Source organism: Polaribacter vadi, from assembly GCF_018861005.1.
Lineage (GTDB): Bacteria > Bacteroidota > Bacteroidia > Flavobacteriales > Flavobacteriaceae > Polaribacter > Polaribacter vadi_A.
Map to the genome: position 1 here is coordinate 94,460 of NZ_JAHKQL010000016.1, position 21,128 is coordinate 115,587.

General features: G+C 29.8%; 20 protein-coding genes. 9 read left to right on the forward strand and 11 right to left on the reverse strand.

The window, feature by feature from the left end:
• Window positions 1–42 precede the first annotated feature (42 nt).
• From KO506_RS08665 to KO506_RS08680, 4 genes are all read left to right on the forward strand, one after another.
• The gene (locus tag KO506_RS08665; RefSeq protein ID WP_215994508.1) at window positions 43–522 is read left to right on the forward strand and encodes a nuclear transport factor 2 family protein; all 480 of its coding nucleotides are present in this window, start codon (window positions 43–45) and stop codon (window positions 520–522) included.
• Between the two features lie 28 nt (window positions 523–550).
• The gene (locus KO506_RS08670) at window positions 551–1,117 is read left to right on the forward strand and encodes a sigma-70 family RNA polymerase sigma factor (RefSeq protein WP_215994509.1); all 567 of its coding nucleotides are present in this window, start codon (window positions 551–553) and stop codon (window positions 1,115–1,117) included.
• A 3-nt stretch (window positions 1,118–1,120) separates the two neighbouring features.
• Entirely contained in the window at window positions 1,121–1,384 is a 264-nt protein-coding gene (locus KO506_RS08675) for a hypothetical protein (RefSeq protein WP_215994510.1), read from the forward strand.
• A gap of 132 nt (window positions 1,385–1,516) precedes the next feature.
• Entirely contained in the window at window positions 1,517–2,158 is a 642-nt protein-coding gene (locus tag KO506_RS08680; protein ID WP_215994511.1) for an O-methyltransferase, read from the forward strand.
• Window position 2,159: 1 nt separating this feature from the next.
• On the opposite strand, the gene KO506_RS08685 is transcribed toward KO506_RS08680, so the two are convergent.
• Entirely contained in the window at window positions 2,160–2,441 is a 282-nt protein-coding gene (locus tag KO506_RS08685) for a Sec-independent protein translocase subunit TatA/TatB (RefSeq protein WP_215994512.1), read from the reverse strand.
• Window positions 2,442–2,711: 270 nt separating this feature from the next.
• Between KO506_RS08685 and KO506_RS08690 the strand changes: the two genes are divergently transcribed.
• Window positions 2,712–3,209 (forward strand): hypothetical protein, encoded by a 498-nt coding sequence (locus KO506_RS08690; RefSeq protein WP_215994513.1) that lies wholly within the window; start codon window positions 2,712–2,714, stop codon window positions 3,207–3,209.
• 142 nt (window positions 3,210–3,351) lie between these two features.
• Here KO506_RS08690 and KO506_RS08695 read toward each other — a convergent pair whose 3' ends face one another.
• The gene (locus KO506_RS08695) at window positions 3,352–3,813 is read right to left on the reverse strand and encodes an RNA methyltransferase (protein WP_215994514.1); all 462 of its coding nucleotides are present in this window, start codon (window positions 3,811–3,813) and stop codon (window positions 3,352–3,354) included.
• Window positions 3,813–6,386, reverse strand: coding sequence for a DNA mismatch repair protein MutS (gene mutS, locus KO506_RS08700; protein ID WP_436836411.1), 2,574 nt, complete (start codon window positions 6,384–6,386; stop codon window positions 3,813–3,815). Before mutS ends, KO506_RS08695 begins: the two co-directional genes overlap by 1 nt.
• A gap of 124 nt (window positions 6,387–6,510) precedes the next feature.
• Between mutS and KO506_RS08705 the strand changes: the two genes are divergently transcribed.
• Entirely contained in the window at window positions 6,511–7,044 is a 534-nt protein-coding gene (locus KO506_RS08705; RefSeq protein WP_215994516.1) for a TrmH family RNA methyltransferase, read from the forward strand.
• Between the two features lie 126 nt (window positions 7,045–7,170).
• On the opposite strand, the gene mgtE is transcribed toward KO506_RS08705, so the two are convergent.
• The 5 genes from mgtE to KO506_RS08730 all read right to left on the reverse strand — a co-directional run bounded on the left by mgtE (window position 7,171) and on the right by KO506_RS08730 (window position 12,660).
• Window positions 7,171–8,520, reverse strand: coding sequence for a magnesium transporter (gene mgtE / locus KO506_RS08710; RefSeq protein WP_215994517.1), 1,350 nt, complete (start codon window positions 8,518–8,520; stop codon window positions 7,171–7,173).
• Window positions 8,510–9,313, reverse strand: a complete 804-nt coding sequence (gene rsmA, locus KO506_RS08715) for a 16S rRNA (adenine(1518)-N(6)/adenine(1519)-N(6))-dimethyltransferase RsmA (RefSeq protein ID WP_215994518.1) — start codon at window positions 9,311–9,313, stop codon at window positions 8,510–8,512. The genes mgtE and rsmA overlap by 11 nt, the downstream gene beginning before the upstream one ends.
• Window positions 9,314–9,315: 2 nt before the next feature.
• A complete protein-coding gene (locus tag KO506_RS08720; protein ID WP_215994519.1) occupies window positions 9,316–10,437 on the reverse strand; it encodes a tetratricopeptide repeat protein in 1,122 nt (373 codons plus the stop codon).
• 12 nt (window positions 10,438–10,449) lie between these two features.
• A complete protein-coding gene (locus tag KO506_RS08725) occupies window positions 10,450–10,779 on the reverse strand; it encodes a DUF4286 family protein (RefSeq protein ID WP_215994520.1) in 330 nt (109 codons plus the stop codon).
• A 72-nt stretch (window positions 10,780–10,851) separates the two neighbouring features.
• Window positions 10,852–12,660: a tetratricopeptide repeat protein gene (locus KO506_RS08730; protein ID WP_215994521.1), complete on the reverse strand. Its 1,809-nt coding sequence runs from the start codon at window positions 12,658–12,660 to the stop codon at window positions 10,852–10,854.
• 126 nt (window positions 12,661–12,786) lie between these two features.
• On the opposite strand from KO506_RS08730, the gene KO506_RS08735 reads away from it, so the two are divergent.
• On the forward strand, window positions 12,787–12,930 hold the full coding sequence (locus KO506_RS08735) for a hypothetical protein (protein ID WP_215994522.1): 144 nt from the start codon (window positions 12,787–12,789) through the stop codon (window positions 12,928–12,930).
• 60 nt (window positions 12,931–12,990) lie between these two features.
• Here KO506_RS08735 and serS read toward each other — a convergent pair whose 3' ends face one another.
• Both serS and KO506_RS08745 read right to left on the reverse strand, forming a co-directional pair.
• Window positions 12,991–14,265, reverse strand: coding sequence for a serine--tRNA ligase (gene serS, locus KO506_RS08740; protein WP_215994523.1), 1,275 nt, complete (start codon window positions 14,263–14,265; stop codon window positions 12,991–12,993).
• 122 nt (window positions 14,266–14,387) lie between these two features.
• Window positions 14,388–15,326 carry a bifunctional riboflavin kinase/FAD synthetase gene (locus tag KO506_RS08745; RefSeq protein ID WP_215994524.1) on the reverse strand — a complete coding sequence of 313 codons (939 nt, stop codon included), beginning with the start codon at window positions 15,324–15,326 and terminating at the stop codon, window positions 14,388–14,390.
• A gap of 189 nt (window positions 15,327–15,515) precedes the next feature.
• On the opposite strand from KO506_RS08745, the gene KO506_RS08750 reads away from it, so the two are divergent.
• Both KO506_RS08750 and KO506_RS08755 read left to right on the forward strand, forming a co-directional pair.
• Window positions 15,516–18,314: a TonB-dependent receptor gene (locus KO506_RS08750; RefSeq protein WP_215994525.1), complete on the forward strand. Its 2,799-nt coding sequence runs from the start codon at window positions 15,516–15,518 to the stop codon at window positions 18,312–18,314.
• Between the two features lie 19 nt (window positions 18,315–18,333).
• A complete protein-coding gene (locus KO506_RS08755; RefSeq protein ID WP_215994526.1) occupies window positions 18,334–19,833 on the forward strand; it encodes a G-D-S-L family lipolytic protein in 1,500 nt (499 codons plus the stop codon).
• A 59-nt stretch (window positions 19,834–19,892) separates the two neighbouring features.
• Here KO506_RS08755 and KO506_RS08760 read toward each other — a convergent pair whose 3' ends face one another.
• Complete coding sequence (locus tag KO506_RS08760) at window positions 19,893–21,107, reverse strand: aminotransferase class V-fold PLP-dependent enzyme (protein WP_215994527.1); 1,215 nt, start codon at window positions 21,105–21,107, stop codon at window positions 19,893–19,895.
• Window positions 21,108–21,128 lie beyond the last annotated feature (21 nt).

A 21,128-nucleotide genomic window follows, 5' to 3' on the forward strand; every position in this document is an offset into this window, starting at 1 on the left:
TCAATATTTTAATTAAATTTATAATTTTAAATTAAATTTATAATGCATAAAATTATTACTTATTTAGTAATTCTTATTTTTTCTGTAACCATTTCTGCTCAACAAAAATCAGAAGAAACTGCTGTTAAAAAAGTAATAGAAACGTTTTTTGAAGGTTTGCATAAAGGTGATAGTACCTTGCTTAAAAGTACTTTGCATAAGAACATTAAAATACAAACAACATCTACCAATAAAGAAGGTGTACATATGTTAAAAACAGATACTAAAGAAAAATTGTTAATATCTGTTGCAAATAAGAAATTAGAAGATATTTATTTAGAAAAACTACTTTCTATTGATATTAAAATTGATGAAAATTTGGCTTCTGTATGGACACCTTATGAGTTTTATTTTAATGGAAAATTTAGTCATTGTGGAGCCAATTCTTTTCAATTATTTAACAATAATGGCAATTGGGAAATTATATATTTGGTAGATATGCGAAGAAGAGAAAATTGTAAAGCCTTAAAAGAAAAAAAATAGCATTATATTTGGTCTTTTAAAATTTAAAATGCCTCAAACAGAAGTTACTTTAACACCAGATAAATGGATAGACAATTATGCAGATTACCTGTTTAATTATGCTGTTGTACGTGTTAATAACAGTGATTTAGCAAAAGATTTGGTACAAGAAACATTTTTTGCAGGGCTTAAATCTGCTAAGAATTTTCAAGGAAAATCTACAGAAAGAACCTGGTTGGTTTCTATTTTAAAAAGAAAAGTAATAGATCATTACAGAAAAATTAATTCTAAAAAAGGACAAGCTGAAGTTAGAATGAATTTTTATAGTGATGGAGAAAATGAAGGAAGTTGGCTAGAAGAAAGAGTACCACAAAGTTGGGATAATGCTTCTGAAAAAACAATAGAAAATGAAGAGTTAAGAAGCCAAATAGACGTTTGTATAGATAATTTACCTGATAAATATGGAATGGTTTTTAGAATGAAAACCATTCAAGAATTTGAAACAGAAGAAATTTGTAAGGAGTTAGATATTTCAGCGTCAAATTTATGGGTTATCATACACAGAGCCAGAACACAATTAAGGAAGTGTATGGAAGATAACTGGTTTAATAATTAAGATATGTTTAAAAAATTTATTTTAACTTGCGATGAAGCAACTACCATTTGTGACAAAAATCAATATGGTGAAGCTACATTTTTAGAAAAAGTTAAATTAAACCTTCACTTTTTAAGTTGTAGAATCTGTTTTAAATACACAAAACAGAATATGAAATTGACTAAAATTTATAAAAGTCATTCTAAAAGCTGCAAAAGTTTAAAACACTGTATGAGTGAAGAGGATAAATTAGCACTAAAAGAGCAATTAAAAAATATTAAAGTATAGAAGAAGTTTTTTTTCGGTTTTCTCAAAACCGTATTTTTGATTTTTTGTTAGATTGACGGAATTTATAGAGATATAGATTCCGTTTTTTTATATTTTTGAAAGCTTATTTATTACCTGTAAACCATTTATTAAATGCATTTTTTACCAGAAAAAATAGACAACTATGTTGTAAATCATTCACAACAAGAACCTATAATTTTAAAAGAATTAAGTAAAGAAACTTGGCAAAAGGTTTTAAATCCTAGAATGTTAAGTGGTGCTTTTCAAGGTAGAGTATTGTCTATGCTATCAAAGTTAATTCAACCAAAAACCATTTTAGAAATTGGTACATATACAGGTTATTCTGCTTTATGTCTGGCAGAAGGTTTATCAACAAAAGGTAAAATAATTACTATTGATAAAAATGAAGAACTAGAAACTTTACAAAATAAGTATTTCGAAAAATCGGGTTTTAGAAATCAAATAACACAGATTGTTGGAGATGCCACAAAAATTATCCCAGAGATAAAAGAGAATTTCGATTTGGTTTTTATTGATGCAGATAAATCGAATTACATCAATTACTTTCATTTAATTATTGATAAAATGAATCCTGGAGGAATTATTTTATCTGATAATGTATTATGGAGTGGTAAAGTTGTAGAAACTTTAAACCCTAAAGATACTGACACAAAAATACTTTTAGAGTATAATGCTTTACTAAATAATGATGATAGAATTGAAACAGTTTTATTACCAATAAGAGATGGTTTAACTGTAAGTAGAGTAAAATAACCTACATATTTCTTTTAATAGGCCCAGTTAAATCGTCGATATTTTCTTTAACACCTTTAATTTCTTTGTTAATGTTTTTGGCAATATCAGTATCAACACCATACTCTTTAGAGCTGTTATTAATTTCTTGCTTAATATCATTTGTAGCATCTTTTACTTGACGCATGCCTTTACCTAAACCTCTAGCAATTTCAGGAATTTTGTCTGCACCAAAAACCATTACTACTATTAATAGAATAATAAAAACCTCTGGAGCACCAATAAATAAGAAATGTATGTTCATAACTATTGCAAAGATAATGGTTATTACTTTAGATTTTTAAAAAAAATTATATTAAAAATTGCTTTTATTTCGCATTTTTACAGTCCTTTTTTAAATTATTTTTAAATTTTATTTTTAATTTCACCTATTATTAATGGTTTAAGTGGTTTAAAAACAATTATTTAAGTTTGTTTTAGCTTTACTTTTTATTAACGTTTTTTTTACTTTAGCTCATTTGCATATATTATAAAAAAGTGTAACTTTGCTACAGTAACCCTTAAACCCCTTATAATGAAACCCCTAAAAAAAGTCGCAGCGTTAGCTGTGGTATTAATTGGTATATTATCATTTAATACAATTGAAAACTCTCCTGTAAAACCAGCACTAGATTTAAACGAATTAGACATAGCTAAAATTTTAGAAAAGCAACAATCTGAATGCAGACCTGATTGCGATTTTATGTTTAATGTAGAAACACAACTAATTAAAAAAATTAGAGGTGGTAGTAATATAAACGCCAAAGTTTATATTACAGAGAAATCTACAGGTAGAACTAGTTTACTTACTCAAGAAAACATTCAGATTAAAAAATACAAAGATGCAATTGCTATAGAAGGTCTTGTTTCTGGTGATAACTTTAAAAACACAATTTTAGAAAATGGTGATAAAGTTATTAGTAACTCTGGAGACCAACAATATGCTTTTGATGAGCTAATAAAAAATGAAGCAATTTATAATAGCTACATCAATGCTACTAACGAATTATTAAGATTAAAGAGGTCTATTTAGAAAATATTTGATTACCCCTAAAACACCCCTAGAATCTAAAACCTAAAGGCTATATGCTTTTAGGTTTTATTTTTTTATAAACTTTAATATTCTATAAATGAAATTGACAATATTATAAATAGCAAAAAAGAGGAAAGACTTATTATAAGTTAAGATTTATTTTAGTTTGTCTATCATACATTACAATGCTACCAGCTACAGCAACATTTAAGCTTAATTCAGATTTAAATTTTACTAAATGATGCGATTTTTCAATAGCTAATTTCGATAATCCATGATCTTCTGCTCCTAGTAAATATACACAACGTTTAGGGTGTTTAAACGACTCTAATTGAACTGATTTTTCATCTAATTCTACACCAACTAACATTGCACCTTTTGGTAAATTATTAAAGAAATCATCGAAGTTTTTATAGTGAAAATAAGGCATTGCACCAGTTGCTTTATGAGTATCACAAGCTTGTTTTGCATATCTATTACCAATAGTAAAAATATAACTTGCACCCATATTTTGGGCAGATCTCCAAAGAACACCTAAGTTTTCAGGCGTTTTTCCATTTTGAATTCCTATTCCAAAAAAGCCTTGTTCTAAATTATTTACCATTATTTTTTTACCAACATTCTCTTAATCTCATTTAACTTCATTAGAGCTTCAATTGGTGTTAAAGTATCAATGTTTGTAGATAAAATTTCGTCTCTTAAATTTTCTAATAAAGGATCATCTAACTGAAAAAAGCTGAGTTGCATTTCTTCGTGTTGCGTTTGTTTTAAAACATCCTTTACTTCATCATTTTTATTATTTTTTTCTAATTGTGCTAGTATTTTATTGGCTCTGTGAATCACCATATTTGGCATTCCTGCTAGTTTAGCTACATGAATTCCAAAACTATGATTAGAACCTCCAGAAACCAATTTACGTAAGAAAATAATAGTGTCTTCTAATTCTTTTACAGACACATTAAAGTTTTTAATGCGCTCAAAAGTTGTGGTCATTTCATTTAATTCGTGATAATGTGTAGCAAATAATGTTTTTGCTTTTGATGGATGTTCGTGCAAGAACTCAGAAATTGCCCAGGCAATAGAAATACCATCATAAGTAGAGGTTCCTCTACCAATTTCATCTAACAAAATTAAACTGCGCTCAGAAACGTTATTTAAGATAGATGCAGTTTCATTCATTTCTACCATAAACGTAGATTCACCCATAGAAATATTATCACTAGCACCAACTCTTGTAAAAATTTTATCTACAATGCCGATTTTTGCATTTTGCGCAGGCACATAACTTCCCATTTGCGCCAATAAAACAATCAAAGCAGTTTGTCTTAAAATAGCTGATTTACCAGACATATTTGGCCCAGTAATCATAATAATTTGTTGCTGATTTCTGTTTAAAACAACATCATTAGCAATATAGGTTTGATCAATAGGAAGTTGTTTTTCAATTACAGGATGCCTACCGTTTTTAATGTCTAAATCAGTACTTTCATCCATAATTGGACGAACGTAATTATTATCTACAGCCAATACAGAAAAAGATAACAAACAATCTATTTTTGCAATGATTTGCGCATTTTCTTGCACAACATCTACAAATTGAATGATGTATTGCAACAGTTTCGAGAAAATTTCATGTTCTAATTTGGCAATTTTTTCTTCAGCACCTAAAATTTTGGTTTCATATTCTTTAAGCTCTTCAGTAATGTATCTTTCAGCAGAAACTAAGGTCTGTTTTCTGATCCATTGTTCAGGAACTTTATCTTTATGTGTGTTTCTAACTTCAATGTAATAGCCAAAAACATTATTGAACGCAATTTTTAAACTTGTAATTCCTGTTGCTTCAGTTTCACGCGCTAACATATCATCTAAAAACTGTTTTCCTGATGATGAAATTGCGCGTAAATCATCTAATTCTTGATGTACATTATTGGCAATTGCGTTTCCTTTATTGATGTTTACAGGAGCATCATCAAATAAAGTTTCAGAAATTTTTGTGATTAAATCTTCACAAGTGTGAAGTTGTTTTCCTAGCTGTTGAACAGCTTTATTTTTACTTTTTTCTGATGCTGATTTTATAGGTAAAATTGCTTTTAGCGAATCTTTTAAAAGCACAATTTCTCTTGGTGAAGCTTTGCCTGTTGCAACTTTAGAAATGAGTCTTTCTAAGTCTGAAATTTGTTTTAGTTGATAAGTTACAGTTTGCGAAAATTCATCAGAATCTATAAAAAACTTTACCAATTCATGACGATTTTTAATTTCATCAATATTTTTTAAAGGTAAAGCTAACCAACGTTTTAAAAGTCTTCCGCCCATAGGTGAAATGGTTTTATCAATTACATCTAAAAGCGTAACTGCATTTACAGAATTTGGATTGTACAATTCTAAATTTCGTACTGTAAAACGATCCATCCAAACATAATTATCTTCAGCAATTCTGCTGATATTTTGAATGTGTTTTAACTGATTATGTTGTGTTTCTGATAAATAATACAATACTGCACCAGCAGCAATAATTCCGTTTTTTAAATCTTGAACACCAAATCCTTTAAGCGTTTTTACCTCAAAATGATTTTGTAAAGTTTCGTTAGCATATTCTTTTTGAAAAACCCAATCGTCTAAATAAAAAGTGTAATACCTATTTTCAAAAAGTTCTAAGAATTTTTGTTTGTTTTGTTTCTGAACTAAAACCTCACTTGGGCTGAAATTTTGCAGTAATTTATCAATATATTCTGATGTTCCTTGAGCAACTAAATATTCGCCAGTAGAAACATCAAGAAATGAAATTCCGAGTTGTTTTTTATCAAAATGAACAGCCGCTAAAAAGTTATTGCTTTTGCTTTGTAAAACTTCGTCATTTAAAGAAACTCCAGGAGTAACCAATTCTGTAACTCCACGTTTTACAATGGTTTTGGTCATTTTTGGGTCTTCTAATTGATCGCAAATGGCAACACGCATTCCTGCTTTTACCAATTTTGGTAAATAGGTATTTAAAGAATGATGAGGAAAACCAGCCAAAGCCGTTTCAGAATCTGAACCTGCACCACGTTTTGTTAAAGTAATTCCTAATACTTGTGCTGCTTTTTTAGCATCATCACCAAAAGTTTCGTAGAAATCTCCAACACGAAAAAGCAACATAGCATCAGGATATTTTGTCTTGATTGTATTGTACTGTTTCATTAAAGGAGTTACCTTTTTCGCTTTCTGTTTTGCCAAGTTTTTGGAAATTTTCAATTAGTTTTGCGAAGGTAAAAATTAGTAGGCAGTTTACAGTAGCAGTTTGCAGTGAACTTATTCACAAGATATGAGGAAATTAAAAAATAACGAGTTAGGTAGAATTTCGGTTGATGAATTTAAAGCCGTTGAAAAAACACCAATTATTGTGGTTTTAGATAACATTAGAAGTTTAAATAATATTGGTTCTGTGTTTAGAACTAGTGATGCTTTTTTGATTGAAAAAATCTATTTATGTGGTATTTGTGCAACTCCGCCAAACAAAGACATTCATAAAACGGCTTTGGGTGCTACAGAATCTGTAGATTGGGAATATGCTGAAAGTACACTTTCAGTAGTTCAAAATTTACAAGATTCAAAAGTTAAAGTTTTGGCCATTGAACAAGCTGAAAACTCTACAAAATTAGATGCTTTTTTGCCTGAAAAGAATCAGAAATATGCAATTGTAATGGGTAATGAAGTAAAAGGAGTACAACAAGAAGTGGTAAATGCCAGCGATTTTTGTATTGAAATTCCGCAATTGGGCACCAAACATTCTTTAAATATTTCTGTAACTACTGGTGTTGTAATTTGGGATTTGTTTACGAAGATTAGAAGTTTATAAGCTTGAAATTTTATCTAAAAACCAAAAGTTAGCAAACAAGTTTAGCCCAGTTTGAATGGCATGTTTGAGCTCTTTTTGTTTTTACAAAAAAGCGAGTAATGAAAGCTGGAAATAGCTTCTAAAAAACTAAATTCCTAAAATCATTTTTGCAATCATAAAGTAAATTAAAATTCCGAAAATATCGTTAGATGTTGTAATAAATGGCCCAGTTGCAATTGCAGGATCTATGCCTCTTTTATCTAAGAATAAAGGCACAAAAGTACCAATTAAACCAGCTACAATAATTACAATAACTAAAGAGCTAGAAATGGCTAAGGCTGTGTTTATTTTACCTTCGTAAACCCAAACAAATAGAAAAAGAAAAATGGCTAGAATAATTCCGTTTAAAGCAGCTAATAACATTTCTTTTATTAACCTACTGTTAATGCTTCCTTTTACATCGTCGTTGGCTAAACCTTGTACAATAATTGCTGATGATTGTACACCAACATTACCAGCCATTGCTGCAATTAAAGGTGTAAAAAAGAATAATGATGCGTATTTTTCGAAAACACCTTGAAAACCTTCCATAATTATAAAGGCTCCAATACCACCAATTAAACCTAGAAACAACCAAGGTAAACGTGCTTTTGTAAGGTCTAGAATACTATCATCAGAATCTACATCTTGCGTTAAACCTGCTGCTAATTGATAATCTTTGTCTGCTTCTTCTTTTAAAACATCAACAATATCATCAATGGTAATTCTACCTAATAAAACGTTGTTGTCATCTACAACTGGTATGGCTTCTAAATCGTATTTTGCCATAATTTTGGCTACTTCTTCATCATCTTCGTGTACGTTTACAGCATCTACTTTAGTTTTTAAAATATCTGCAATATGTTGGTCTGATTTGGCAATAATTAAGTCTTTTAAAGACAATCTACCTACCAATTTATCTTCTTTATCAACAACGTAAATAGAATGAACTCTAGTAACGTCTTTGGCCTGACCACGAATTCTTCGCATACAACCAGCAACTGTCCAAGTTTCATAAACCTTTACCAATTCTTTTGCCATTAATGCACCAGCAGTATCTTCTCCATAAGAAAGTAATTCCTTTATATCTGCTGCTAATTCATCATCATCTATGGCTTTTATTACACGTTCTTGGCGCTCTTCTGAAAGTTCTCCAATAATATCTGCTGCATCATCAGAATCCATTTCACCAACTTCATCTGCAATTTCTTGTGCAGATAAATTTTCAAGAATTTTCTCACGAATATCATCCTCTAATTCCGTAAGAATTTCAGATGTTTTTTCGCTATCTAATAGCTTGATAATATAAATAGCTTCTTCGAAATTTACTTCGTCTAAAACTTCTGCAACATCTGCATAATGCACCTCCTTAAACAATTTGGTAATTGCAGCATCGTTGTTGGTTTTAATAAGTGTGGAAAGGTTTTCTAGAAATTCGTCAGTGATTTCAAATACCATTTTCTGCGAGTTTTTGCGTGAGTGAAATAAACTCCAAAACCGATAATTGTTCTGGTCTTCGCGCAAAGATAGGGTCTTCTTTTAACGTATCCGAAAGTTTAAAGGACTTTAAACTGGTACGTAACATTTTTCTTCTTTGATTAAAAGCAGTTTTAACCACTCTAAAAAATAATTTTTCATCTACAGGTAAAGAATAATCTTTTTTTCTGATAAGACGAATTACACCAGAATCTACTTTTGGAGGTGGATTAAATACAGTTGGTGGTACTGTAAAAAGATATTCTACATCAAAAAAAGCTTGTGTTAAAACAGATAGAATTCCGTAGACTTTAGAACCTTCTTTTTCTGCAATTCTTTTAGCTACTTCTTTTTGAAACATACCTGCAAATTCTGGTACATAATCTCTGTATTCTATGGCTTTAAAAACAATTTGAGTAGAAATATTATATGGAAAATTACCAATAATAGCTACTTGTTTTTTATTAAAAATATCTTCGATATTTTGTTTTAAAAAATCGCCTTCTATAATCGCAAATTTTTCTTTGGATGTATTTAAGTTGAGGTGTTCTACAGGAAAAACATCTTTTAAATAAGCAACAGATTCTCTATCTAATTCTAAAACAGTAGTTTTCACTTTTTTCTGTAAAAGATATTTGGTTAAAACACCCATTCCTGGACCAATTTCTAAGACGTTATCATATCCTTTTTCAGTTAAAGCATCTGCAATATCTTTTGCAATGGTTTCATCTGTTAAAAAATGCTGACCTAAATGTTTTTTTGCTTTAACACTCATTTTTATGACTTTAGTTTTAAAATTATTTTTTGAGCTACCTCATTTTTTGGATTCAACTCTAATGATTTTTTATAAGCTTTTATAGCATTTAAAGTATCGCCAATCTTTAATAAACTTTCTCCATAACTATCATACGTATTCCAAGCTTTTGGATATAATTCTATGTTAAGTTTAAATATCTTTACAGCTTTTTCTTTTTGATTTGCATTAAGATATGCATAACCCAAAGAATTAATATAGTTTTCTGAAATTGTGTAAATAGAATTATTTTTGTCTTGTTTTTTTACAATTACTATAACTTCATCTATAGATTTACCATCTTTTAATAGCTTTTCTAGTTTTATCTTTTGGTCAATTACTCTATCAATAGAAGGATAAGGGTTTTTAAGTTTATTATTTATTAAGTTAAATAACACATTAATTTCATTTAACATTGTTTCAAACCCTCTTACTTGATCAATTTCTGTTATGTTTTTTAAATTATAAGCAGCATTTACAATTAAAGCAATTTCATCTAAATTAGCTTCTACATTTAAATTTTTAAAAATACTTTTTTGCCCAATTTCTTTTTGAGTTAAAATAACATTGGGTGTAAAACCTAGTTTTGTAGCTTCTATAAGTCCTTTTGCAAAATTATCATAATTACCAGAGGTTATGCTTATAAAAACATTTTGTTCGTTTTTTAGATCTATTAATTTATTTCTAATTTTTTCTGGCATTAATTTAATATCTCCTGTAGATTGTAAGGTTTCAATAGTGTTGGTATTAAATTTTAAATAAGGGTAATAGTAATTTAGTTTAAGTTGGCTAAGCACAAGTGCTTTTAAATTTTTTTGTTTAGCAAAATTTGCTCTATATGTTTTATAAAGATCAATATTAACGTTTAAATTTTTAATTTCTGTTTTTAAATATTGATCATCTTTACTTAAATCTTGAAGAATTTGATTATAGTAAGTTTCTCTAATTTCGTCTTTTTTATTGTTTTCATTTATATTATTGATTTGTAACGCAATTAAAATTCCGATTACAACCAAAATAATTTCTCCTAAAGCATAAAAGAAATAACTTTTAAATTTATTTTCTTTTAAGAGTTTTTGACGAATTTTTCTAAAAAACTTAATCATCTATTTTAAAGGTTAATTACTAACGTTTGTAGGATAAAATTCTTTTATCAACTTTAATTCAGTTCTAAAAGCTAACATTTTATTGCCAAATTTTTTTGCAATTTCTATGCGTAAATCGTCTGCATCTTCATTGTAATAATCTTCTAAATCTTCTCTGGTTTCTGCTGTATATTGCACAGAATAGGTTTTGCCACCCATTTCTTCATCAACCAAAACTTGGGTAAATTTAGCCGATTGAAATTTACCTGTATTTAAAACATCTAAAATATGATTTTCCATCCAAGTTAACCATTCATCATGAACAGCATCATCTATATTTATAGTTACGTTGTATATGTACATAGTTCGTTTTTAGTAATGGTTTTTGTTGGTGGTTTAGTTGTTGTTTTAAAAAATCAAGCTAAAAAGCACAAACTAAATTGTGTCTCCTCTTAATTTACGATATTTTTTTCGAGCATCAACTAAATAAATACTAGAAGGATGATCGAAAATTATTTTCTGATAATATTCTTGTGCTTTTTCAGTATCATTTAGCTTTTCGTTGTACGTTTCTGCCATTAAAAAATAAACATCGTCTGTTAAAAAACCTTGATTATCTGCAGCAATAATTTTTTCTAAGCTCGCAATTGCTTCTAAATATTTTTCTTGTTTAATCAATAATTTTGCTTGTAACAAAAGTACATCATCATAAATTACCTCTCCAGGGATTAAACCATTAATTAATATTTCTTTGGATGAAAATAAGTTGTCTATCTCTTTTAATGCTTCTGCATTTTTATTTTGATAAGACAGCAATTCTGCTTTTGCCAATTGTTTTAAACCAGAAGGAATAGAATCTACAGGTTCGTTATCTGTAATTTTTAAAAATAAATCTACAGCATCATTAGCAATTAATTGTGTTGTAGAGCTTTTTAAGACTTTTAATTGTGCTTTTGCCCAATCGAAATCGCCTTTAAAATAGCTGGTTTGTGCTACTTTAAAACGTGCTTGTTGTGCTAATTCAGATCCTTTTAATTGTGTTTGAATTTGAGAAAAGTAAATTAAGGCCTTGTTAAATTGTCCTCTAAAAACCAAGACATCACCTAATTTTAGTTTGATGCTTCCTTTATCAAATTTAGATTTAGAAAAGGTTAACGCTTCTTTTAAAATTGTGGTTGCTTTTTCTGGTTGATTTTTGTGAAAGGTTAAAAAATCTGCATAATTTACTTGTAAATCTATAGTTTGCTGATTTTTACCAAACTGTTTAAATAACGCTTGAAATAATTTTTCAGTGTTTGGGTTTTTTGTTGCAACAGCAATTTTTGCTAAGTATAAATTAGCTTCAATTTTTTCTTCTTTTAAGAACGAATTTTTATCAATGAAATTAAAACAATTTTCAGAAGCTTCGTAATCTTTATTATCAAAAGCTAGTTTACCTAGACTAAAAATTTCAGATAAATCTGATGCACTTCTTTGGTACAATGCTTTTTCTTGAATTAAGGCTTTTCCATAATCTTTTTGTTGGGCAAATAACCAACTTAACAGCATGTTCCATTCGTCTTTTGGCTTGCTTGCAGCTTTTCTTAATAAGGTTTTTCTGAATAAAATATTGGTTTCATTTTCTGCATCATCAGTTATGTATTTGCTGGCATATCTCTGAATTAGGTTTAAATAATTTTCGTTTTTATCAACTAAATTTATGTACGACTCAAACATTAACTTAAAATCACCTTTTTCTCCATAAATCTGTGCTATTTGAAAATTGTAATTTGAATTTTCATTACTTTCCATGGCTTTTTCATATGCTAAAATAGCATAGTCTAAAAGATTGTAATCTTTAAAAAGACGACCTATAATGCCTTCATAAGCACCATTAGAATTTAATGAAGCTATTGCTTTTTCGTAGTTGGTTTTTGCAATTTCTTTAAGGTGTTGTTTTTCAAAATTATATCCTAAAAAAACATATAAAAAACTCTGAGTTGGGTTTTCTTTTAGTTTGTTTTTTAGTAGGTTTTCAGCAGTTTCAAATTTATCTGTTTCTTGATAACAGGTAATTAATCGATTTAAATATGTGGTATTAAAAGAACTTTTCTCGTATAATTTTTGATAAATCTGTGTCGCTTTTTCATATTCTCCTTGTCTAAAATAAGTTTCTGCCAAGAAAAAATTATTCTGATCTTCTTTTTTCTGACCAAAAGAAAAACAGCTAATTACTAGGAAAATGGTGAACAAAAGGTGCTTCATACAATTCAAAGATAATTAACATAAATGTTAATTTTATATTAAACCCATCATATTTCTGACAATTCTTGTAACGTTTTGGCACGAAAGTTGTCTTTAGGGTATACAACCAATTAAAAAACTAATATTATGAACGAGCTAACCAACAAATACGAGAACGCAAAACAAGACTCAATTGAGTTTATGAAAAACGGACAAATAAGTGCTTATTTCAATGCGCTTTTAGAAATGAATAAATACAAAAGATTAATGCTAGCAGTAGCTTTAAACTAATAAATAATTTATCAGTTTTCAGTTTACAATCAGTTTTTACTGAATATTGCCAACTTAAATCTATTGAATTTTATCAAAACCAGTATAAGGAATCAAGACTTCCGGAACTTGAATTCCATCTTCTGTTTGATAATTCTCTAAAATTCCAGCCAAAACACGTGGTAAAGCTAAAGAGCTACCATTTAACGTGTGCGCTAATTCGCTTTTACCTTCTTTATTTTTAAAACGTAGTTTTAATCTATTTGCCTGAAAAGTTTCGAAATTAGAGGCAGAACTGATTTCTAACCATCTGTCTTGTGCAGTAGAAAACAATTCAAAATCGAATGTTAATGCTGATGTAAAACCTGTATCTCCACCACACAAACGTAAAATTCTATAAGGTAATTTAAGTTCTCTTAAAATATCTTTAATGTGCTCAACCATTCCATCTAAAGCTTTGTAAGAATTTTCTGGGTGTTCTACTCTTACAATTTCTACTTTATCAAATTGATGCAATCTGTTTAAACCACGAACATGAGCACCATAACTACCAGCTTCACGTCTAAAACAGGGTGTGTAACCAGTTAAAGTGATTGGAAAATTTGATTCTTGCACTAAATCTCCACGAAAAATATTAGTAATTGGCACTTCTGCTGTTGGTATTAAATACAAATCATCTATGGTAGAATGATACATTTGGCCATCTTTATCTGGCAATTGCCCAGTTGCAGTTGCAGAAGCCGTATTTACCAAATGTGGTACTTGCACTTCTGTATAGCCAGCAGCTGTATTTTTATCTAAAAAATAATTGATTAAAGCACGTTGTAATCTTGCTCCTTTACCTTTATAAACAGGAAAACCAGCACCAGAAATTTTGGTACCCAATTCAAAATCAATAATATCGTATTTTTTTGCTAATTCCCAATGAGGAAGTGCATTATCACCTAAATCAGGAATAATACCTTCACTAAAAATGTTTTCATTATCCTCTTCAGAAGTACCCTCTTTTACAGAAGCGTGTGGAATATTTGGTATTTGATATAAAAGCGCTTGTAACTCATCAGCATAAACTGTTAGTTTTTCAGACAATTCTTTAGAACTTTCTTTTAATTCACCAGTTTTAGCTTTTAAAACATTGGCTTCTTGTGCTTTTCCACTTTTGTACAGATTTCCAATTTCTTTGGATATTTTATTAGATTCTGCTAAAGTGTTATCTAGTTCAACCTGAGTTGCTCTTCTGTTTTCATCCGCAGTTAAAACTTGTTCAATAATTGTTTCAGCATCAGCAAAATTACGTTTTGCTAAACCTTCTAAAACAGTTGCTTTGTTTTCTCTAATAAAGTGTACTTGTAACATTTTCTGTAGAAATTTAAAACAGCAAATATATAATATAATTGCCATGAATACACGAATAATAATTGATCTTAATTTCTAAAAAAGAGAAATTTTAACACGATAGATTTTTCCCCTTTGGAGAATTAAAGGGGCTTATTTTTTTTAATATAATTTCGTGTAGTTTCTTCATCTTTTTTAAGTTGCTGAATTAACAAATCTAAAGATTCAAATTTTTCTTCATCACGTAAAAAGTAAATCAATTCTATAGTTAAGTTTTTATCGTACAAATCTTCATTAAAATCAAGAAAATGAACCTCAATCGTTTGATGATTTCCATCCACAGTAGGTCTATTACCAATATTCATCATTCCAAAAACAGTTTTTTCATCAATTAAAGATTTAACCACATAAACACCTGTTTTAGGTATTAATTTGTAGGTTTCTTTAACATCTATATTTGCTGTTGGGTAGCCAATTTTTCCACCTAATTGTTTGCCATTAACTACGTTTCCATTTAGCATAAAGTAATATCCTAAATAATTATTGGCAGTTTTTAGGTTACCTTCGTGTAAAGCGCGTCTAATCTTTGTAGAACTTACAGAAACATCATCTATATCTTGTGCAGGAATTTCTTCGACTTTAAAATCATATAAATGACTATATTCTGTTAGCTGAGTAATATTACCTTCTCTATTTTTTCCAAAATGATGATCGTAACCAATAATTAATTTAGAAATATTTAATTGATTTACTAAAATATCTCTTACAAATTCTAAAGCAGAAGTTCTAGAAAATTCTCTGCTAAAAGGATGAATTATCAAATAATCTAAACCTGTTTTTTCTAACAAAAAAGCACGCTCTTCTATGGTGTTAATCAACTCAATAGATGCATCTTTTTGTAACACCATTCTTGGGTGAGGAAAAAAGGTAAGTAGTACTGATTTTTTATTCGCTTTTTTAGCCTCTAAAACTAGTTTTTCAATTATTTTTTGATGACCATAATGTACACCATCAAAGGTACCAATTGTAACAAAAGTTTGTGTTGTAGAGGTAAAATTTAATATGTCTTGTACTATTTTCAAAAACAAAAATTTATACTACAAATGTACAATATTGCAAAGTGAAAAAAGCAAATAAAAAATTTGTTTTAATGTGCTTATATGATAATTAATGTAGAGCGAATTTGTTAAAATGATAAAATATTTAACGATTTATTCAGAAATTCAAAAAAAATCGTATTTTGCATATTAGTTAACAAATTAATTCAAATTATGATAAAAAAGATTTTACTTATTGCGTTTATAGCTTTTGGTAGTTTAGCAATGGTGGGTCAAACCACTGTTACTGGGACAGTTAAAGACGCAAAAACAGGAGAAACACTTCCTGGAGCAAACATTAAAATTTCTAGAAAAGCAGTAGGTACAACTACAGATTTTGATGGTAATTTTTCGCTTAAAGTTACAGATACTCCTCCTTTTACAATAGAAATTTCTATGTTAGGTTTTCAAAAAGTAAATGTAGAGATTACAAAAAACAATCAAAAAGTAGAAGTTAGTTTAACAGAAAACGAAACTTCTTTAGATGAAATTGTTGTTTCTGCATCAAGAACACCAGAACGTATTATGGAGTCTCCAGTTACTGTAGAAAGAATGGATAGTAGAGCTATTAAAAATACTTCTGCACCTTCTTTTTATGATGGTTTAGAAAACTTAAAAGGGGTAGATGTTAATACTAACAGTTTAACTTTTAAGTCTGTAAATACTCGTGGTTTTGCAACATTTGCAAACACACGTTTTATGCAGTTGGTAGATGGTATGGACAATTCATCACCAGCTTTAAATTTTGCATTAGGTAATTTATTGGGTATGTCTGAGTTAGACGTAAAAACTGTAGAATTACTTCCTGGAGCATCTTCTGCACTTTATGGAGCAAATGCCTTTAATGGTATTATGTTTATGACTAGTAAAAGTCCTTTCGATGATCAAGGAATTAGTATTTCTTTAAAAACTGGATTAACAAGTCAAGAAGCAGCAGGAGACAATTCTTACACAGATTTTAATTTAAGAATGGCACATGCTTTTTCAGAAAAATTTGCGGCTAAAGTTACGTTTTCTGCTTTAGATGGTACAGAATGGTATGCTACAGATTATAGAAATACATCTAATGGTAAGTACATTGCTGGAGATAGAAATTCTGATAGAAATTACGATGGTTTAAATGTTTATGGAGATGAGGTTTCTACAAACATAAATGGTGTTGCTCAAGCCTTAGAAACTTTAGGAGTTTTACCAAGTGGTGCAGCAGCATTAGTACCAAGTGAAAATATTAGTAGAACTGGTTATGATGAAAAAGATTTAATGACCTATAATGCAGAGAGCATTAAGGTTGGTGCCTCTCTTAATTATAGACCTTTTGGTAACGATCGTTTAGAGATTATTTGGAACTCGAAAGTTGGTATAGGTAACACTATTTATCAAGGTTTAAATAGATATAATATTACCAACTTTTTAATGGAACAACACAAATTAGAATTTAGGGGTAAAAACTTTTTTGTTAGAGGGTATTTAACAAGTGAAGATGCTGGAGATTCTTTTGATACTCGTTTTGCAGCAATTAACATCAACAGAGAGTGGAAAGATGATAATACTTGGTTTGGTGAATATGTAGGTGCTTATGCTTTAGGTACTTTAGGAGGTTTAACTTCGGATGAAGCACATGCTGTGGCAAGACAAACAGCAGAAACAGGTAGGTATGAGCCTGGAACTCCAGAATTTAAAGCTGCTTTTGATAAAGTTACTTCAGACCCAGACTTAGTTACAGGATCTAAGTTTCAAGATCAAACAAAATTATATCATGCAGATGCAAATTATAACTTTCAAGATGTTGTAGATTGGGCAGAGGTACAAGTTGGTGGTTCTTATAGAAGATATTCTTTAAATTCAATGGGAAGTATTTTTACAGATTACGATGGGCCAATTGATTATGATGAATATGGTGTATATTCTCAAATGCAAAAGAAATTTTTAGAAGAAGATCGTTTAAAATTAACAGCTTCATTACGTTATGATAAAGCACAAAATTTTGATGGTAATTTTTCTCCAAGAATTTCTTTAGCTTTTGCAGCAGGCGAAAATAAAAATCAAAATTTTAGAGCTTCTTTTCAAACAGGTTTTAGAAACCCAACAACACAAGATCAATACATTGGTTTAAATGCAGGTAGTGCTTATTTAGTAGGTTCTGCACCAGACAATTTAGATCGTTATTCTACCCCAGCTATTACTTTAAGTGGTGTAGGACAAGCTACAACAGGCTCTACAACAGCTACAATTGTGGGTAGAGCAGCTTACGAAAATGCATTTTCTTTAGCCTCTGTTTTAGCAGGCGCTCCTGAAGTTGCACAAACAGGTTTAGTAAAACCAGAAAAAGTAACTGCCTATGAAGTAGGGTATAGAGGTTTAGTAAATACAGGAGAATCTAATATAACAGTAGATTTAAGTGCTTACTATAACAGTTATGAAGATTTTATTTCATCTAAAAATGTTATTGTTCCTTTATATGGTCAAGTTGGTGATAATACTCTTTCTTTATTAGCATTACAAAATGGAGATAGAGCTGTATTTTCTGCATATACTAATTCTGCTGCAGATATTAGTTCTTATGGTGCTTCTATTGGTTTAAATACAAAAGTTTTAAACGGATTTAGTTTAGGTTTAAATTATACTTACGCTAAATTTGATTTCGATCAATCTACAGACCCAGATTTTGAAGCAGGTTTTAATACTCCAGAACATAAAGTAAAAGTTCAATTTGGTAAAACTGATTTATTTGAGAACTTTGGCTTTAATGTTAACTTAAGATGGCAAGATGAGTATTTATGGGAATCTAGTTTTCACGATACAGTAATAGAAGATAGAACAGTTTTAGATGCTCAAGTAAATTATACTATTCCAAAATGGAAATCAGTAGTAAAATTAGGAGGTGCTAATTTAACAGGTCAAGAATACTTTAGTGCACCAGGTGTTGGAGCTATTGGTTCTCAGTACTATATTTCTTGGACATTTAATAACTAAAAAATAATTAAGATACTTTATGAAAAATTTTAAATATATAGGTTTGTTTGTTTTATCATTAAGCATTGCTTCTTGTGATGTTAATAATGATTTAGATGCCATACCAGAAGAAATTGCAGCAGAAGTTGCATTAAATACAAACGGATTAGATTTTTCTTCTTATGTTTCTATAGGAGCATCATTTACAGCAGGTTTTACAGATAATGCGCTTTTTATAGCTGCTCAAGAAAATTCGTTTCCAAATATTTTAGCGAGTAAGTTTGGTTCTACTTTTAATCAACCATTAATGAATGATAATATTGGAGGGTTATTATATGGTGGAACACAAATTCAAGGACCTCGATTTTATTTTGATGGATCAGGACCAGCAACTTTACCAGCAACACCTACTACAGAAACTACAAATGTAATAACAAGTAGTGTTCATAATTATGGAATACCAGGTGCTAAAAGTTTTCATTTTGTAGCTTCTGGTTATGGTAGTTTACAAGGAGTGCCATTACAGTTAGCAAATCCTTATTTTGCAAGAATTGCTTCTAGTGCTTCTGCAACAGTTTTAGGTGATGCTATGGCTCAAGCTCCAACGTTTTTCACATTATCAGAAATAGGAGGAAATGATGTTTTAGGTTATGCGCTTTCTGGTGGTTCTGGTGTAGATCAAACAGGTAATTACGACCCTTCTACTTATGGTACTTCAGATATTACAGATCCAGTAGTTTTTGCTAATATTTTCAATACAATGATTACCACTTTAACAGCAAATGGAGCAAAAGGTGTTGTAGCCAATGTGCCATACATAACAAATTTAGCTAATTTTACAACTGTAACTCACGATGTTATTCCTTTAGATGCTACAACAGCAGCAACAGTAAATGGAGCTTATGCAGCTTATAATGGAGGTTTACAATTAGCTTTTTCTTATGGCTTAATTTCTGCTGATGAAGTAGCTAAAAGAACTATAAATTTTACAGCATCTGAAACAAATTCAGTTGTTATAGAAGATGAATATTTGACAGACTTATCGAGCTTAGGTTTACCAAATTACAGACAAGGTACTGCAGATGATTTATTTGTACTTGCAGGAGCGTCTTTTATAGGTACAGAAGCAGTTGCAGGAAATCCTTTAACAGTTAATGGAGTTGCTATTCCATTAGCAGATCAATGGGTAATTACACCAGAAGAACAAGCTGCTATTAAAACAGCAACAGATGCATATAATACAACAATTGCTGGTATTGCTTCTGCAAATCCAAACATTGCTTTAGTAGATTTTAAAGCCATATTAGAAGAAGCGTCTATTGGAATTGCTTTTGATGATTATACGTTAACTACAAGTCTTGTTACAGGTGGTTTAATTAGTTTAGATGGTGTGCACTTAACAGCTAGAGGATATGCTTTAATGGCAAATAAAATTTTAGCAGTTATGGATGCTGAATTTGGTTCTAATTTTACATCTGCTACAGGTGGTTTGGCAGTTGCAGGAGATTATCCTACAAACTACTCTCCAGAGTTAAGATAAAAATTACTTAATAGTTATACACAAAAAAAGGTTGAGAAAATTTCTCAACCTTTTCTTATTTATGAGAGCATCATTTTTGCTCTTTTAACTCCTTCAACTAGAATATCAATTTCTTCTTTAGTATTGTAAAAAGAAAAAGAAGCTCTTATTGTTCCAGGTATTTTATAATAATCCATAATAGGTTGCGCACAATGATGCCCAGTTCTTACAGCAATACCTAATTTATCTAGAATTGCACCAATATCATAAGGATGAATAGCATCAACATTAAAAGAAATAACTGCTGTTTTTTCTGCGGATGTTCCATAGATTTTTAAACCATCAATTTTTAATAATTCTGATGTTCCATATTCTAAAAGCTCATTTTCATATTTTGCAATAGCATCAAAACCAACAGAATTCATATAATCAATTGCAGCTCCAAAAGCAATTCCACCACAAATATTAGGCGTTCCTGCTTCAAATTTATGAGGCAAACCTGCATAAGTAGTTTTTTCAAAAGAAACTGTAGCAATCATTTCGCCTCCACCTTGATAAGGAGGTAATTTCTCTAACCATTCTTGTTTTCCATACAACATTCCAACTCCTGTTGGGCCACATAATTTATGAGCAGAAGCCACGTAAAAATCAACATTTAAGGCTTGTACATCTGGTTTTATATGTGGTGTTGCTTGTGCACCATCTATTAAAACAGCAGCACCAATTTTATGTGCAGCTTCTATAATTTCTTCAATAGGATTTACGGTTCCTAAGGCATTAGAAACGTGATTTGAGAAAACCAATTTTGTGTTATCATTCAATAATTTATGATAAGTTTCCATATCTAAACTACCTTCATCAGTCATAGGAATCACCTTTAAAATGGCTCCAGTTTTTTCGCATAACATTTGCCAAGGCACAATATTAGAATGATGCTCTAAGGCAGAAACAATAATTTCATCGCCTTTGTTTAAAAGAGATGCAAATCCTGATGCAACCATATTTATGCTATGTGTTGTACCCGAAGTTAAAATGATTTCATACGCTTCTTTGGCATTAAAATGTTTTTGTACTTTAATGCGTGCTTCTTCGTATTTGTCTGTTGCTTCTTGACTTAAAGTATGCACACCTCTGTGGATGTTAGAATTATAATTACTGTAATAATCTACAATAGTATCAATTACTATTTGTGGTGTTTGTGAAGTAGCAGCATTATCAAAATAAACCAAAGGTTTTCCGTGAACAGTTCTTTTTAGAATTGGGAAATCTTCTCTAATTTTATCTACATTAAACATAAAAATCAATTTAAGTTACAA

Coding starts and splice junctions, on each gene's coding strand:
- KO506_RS08665 (WP_215994508.1), top strand. CDS start 43: ATGCATAAAATTATTACTTATTTAGTAATTCTTATTTTTTCTGTAACC.
- KO506_RS08670 (WP_215994509.1), top strand. CDS start 551: ATGCCTCAAACAGAAGTTACTTTAACACCAGATAAATGGATAGACAAT.
- KO506_RS08675 (WP_215994510.1), top strand. CDS start 1,121: ATGTTTAAAAAATTTATTTTAACTTGCGATGAAGCAACTACCATTTGT.
- KO506_RS08680 (WP_215994511.1), top strand. CDS start 1,517: ATGCATTTTTTACCAGAAAAAATAGACAACTATGTTGTAAATCATTCA.
- KO506_RS08685 (WP_215994512.1), bottom strand. CDS start 2,441: ATGAACATACATTTCTTATTTATTGGTGCTCCAGAGGTTTTTATTATT.
- KO506_RS08690 (WP_215994513.1), top strand. CDS start 2,712: ATGAAACCCCTAAAAAAAGTCGCAGCGTTAGCTGTGGTATTAATTGGT.
- KO506_RS08695 (WP_215994514.1), bottom strand. CDS start 3,813: ATGGTAAATAATTTAGAACAAGGCTTTTTTGGAATAGGAATTCAAAAT.
- mutS (WP_436836411.1), bottom strand. CDS start 6,386: ATGAAACAGTACAATACAATCAAGACAAAATATCCTGATGCTATGTTG.
- KO506_RS08705 (WP_215994516.1), top strand. CDS start 6,511: ATGAGGAAATTAAAAAATAACGAGTTAGGTAGAATTTCGGTTGATGAA.
- mgtE (WP_215994517.1), bottom strand. CDS start 8,520: ATGGTATTTGAAATCACTGACGAATTTCTAGAAAACCTTTCCACACTT.
- rsmA (WP_215994518.1), bottom strand. CDS start 9,313: ATGAGTGTTAAAGCAAAAAAACATTTAGGTCAGCATTTTTTAACAGAT.
- KO506_RS08720 (WP_215994519.1), bottom strand. CDS start 10,437: ATGATTAAGTTTTTTAGAAAAATTCGTCAAAAACTCTTAAAAGAAAAT.
- KO506_RS08725 (WP_215994520.1), bottom strand. CDS start 10,779: ATGTACATATACAACGTAACTATAAATATAGATGATGCTGTTCATGAT.
- KO506_RS08730 (WP_215994521.1), bottom strand. CDS start 12,660: ATGAAGCACCTTTTGTTCACCATTTTCCTAGTAATTAGCTGTTTTTCT.
- KO506_RS08735 (WP_215994522.1), top strand. CDS start 12,787: ATGAACGAGCTAACCAACAAATACGAGAACGCAAAACAAGACTCAATT.
- serS (WP_215994523.1), bottom strand. CDS start 14,265: ATGTTACAAGTACACTTTATTAGAGAAAACAAAGCAACTGTTTTAGAA.
- KO506_RS08750 (WP_215994525.1), top strand. CDS start 15,516: ATGATAAAAAAGATTTTACTTATTGCGTTTATAGCTTTTGGTAGTTTA.
- KO506_RS08755 (WP_215994526.1), top strand. CDS start 18,334: ATGAAAAATTTTAAATATATAGGTTTGTTTGTTTTATCATTAAGCATT.
- KO506_RS08760 (WP_215994527.1), bottom strand. CDS start 21,107: ATGTTTAATGTAGATAAAATTAGAGAAGATTTCCCAATTCTAAAAAGA.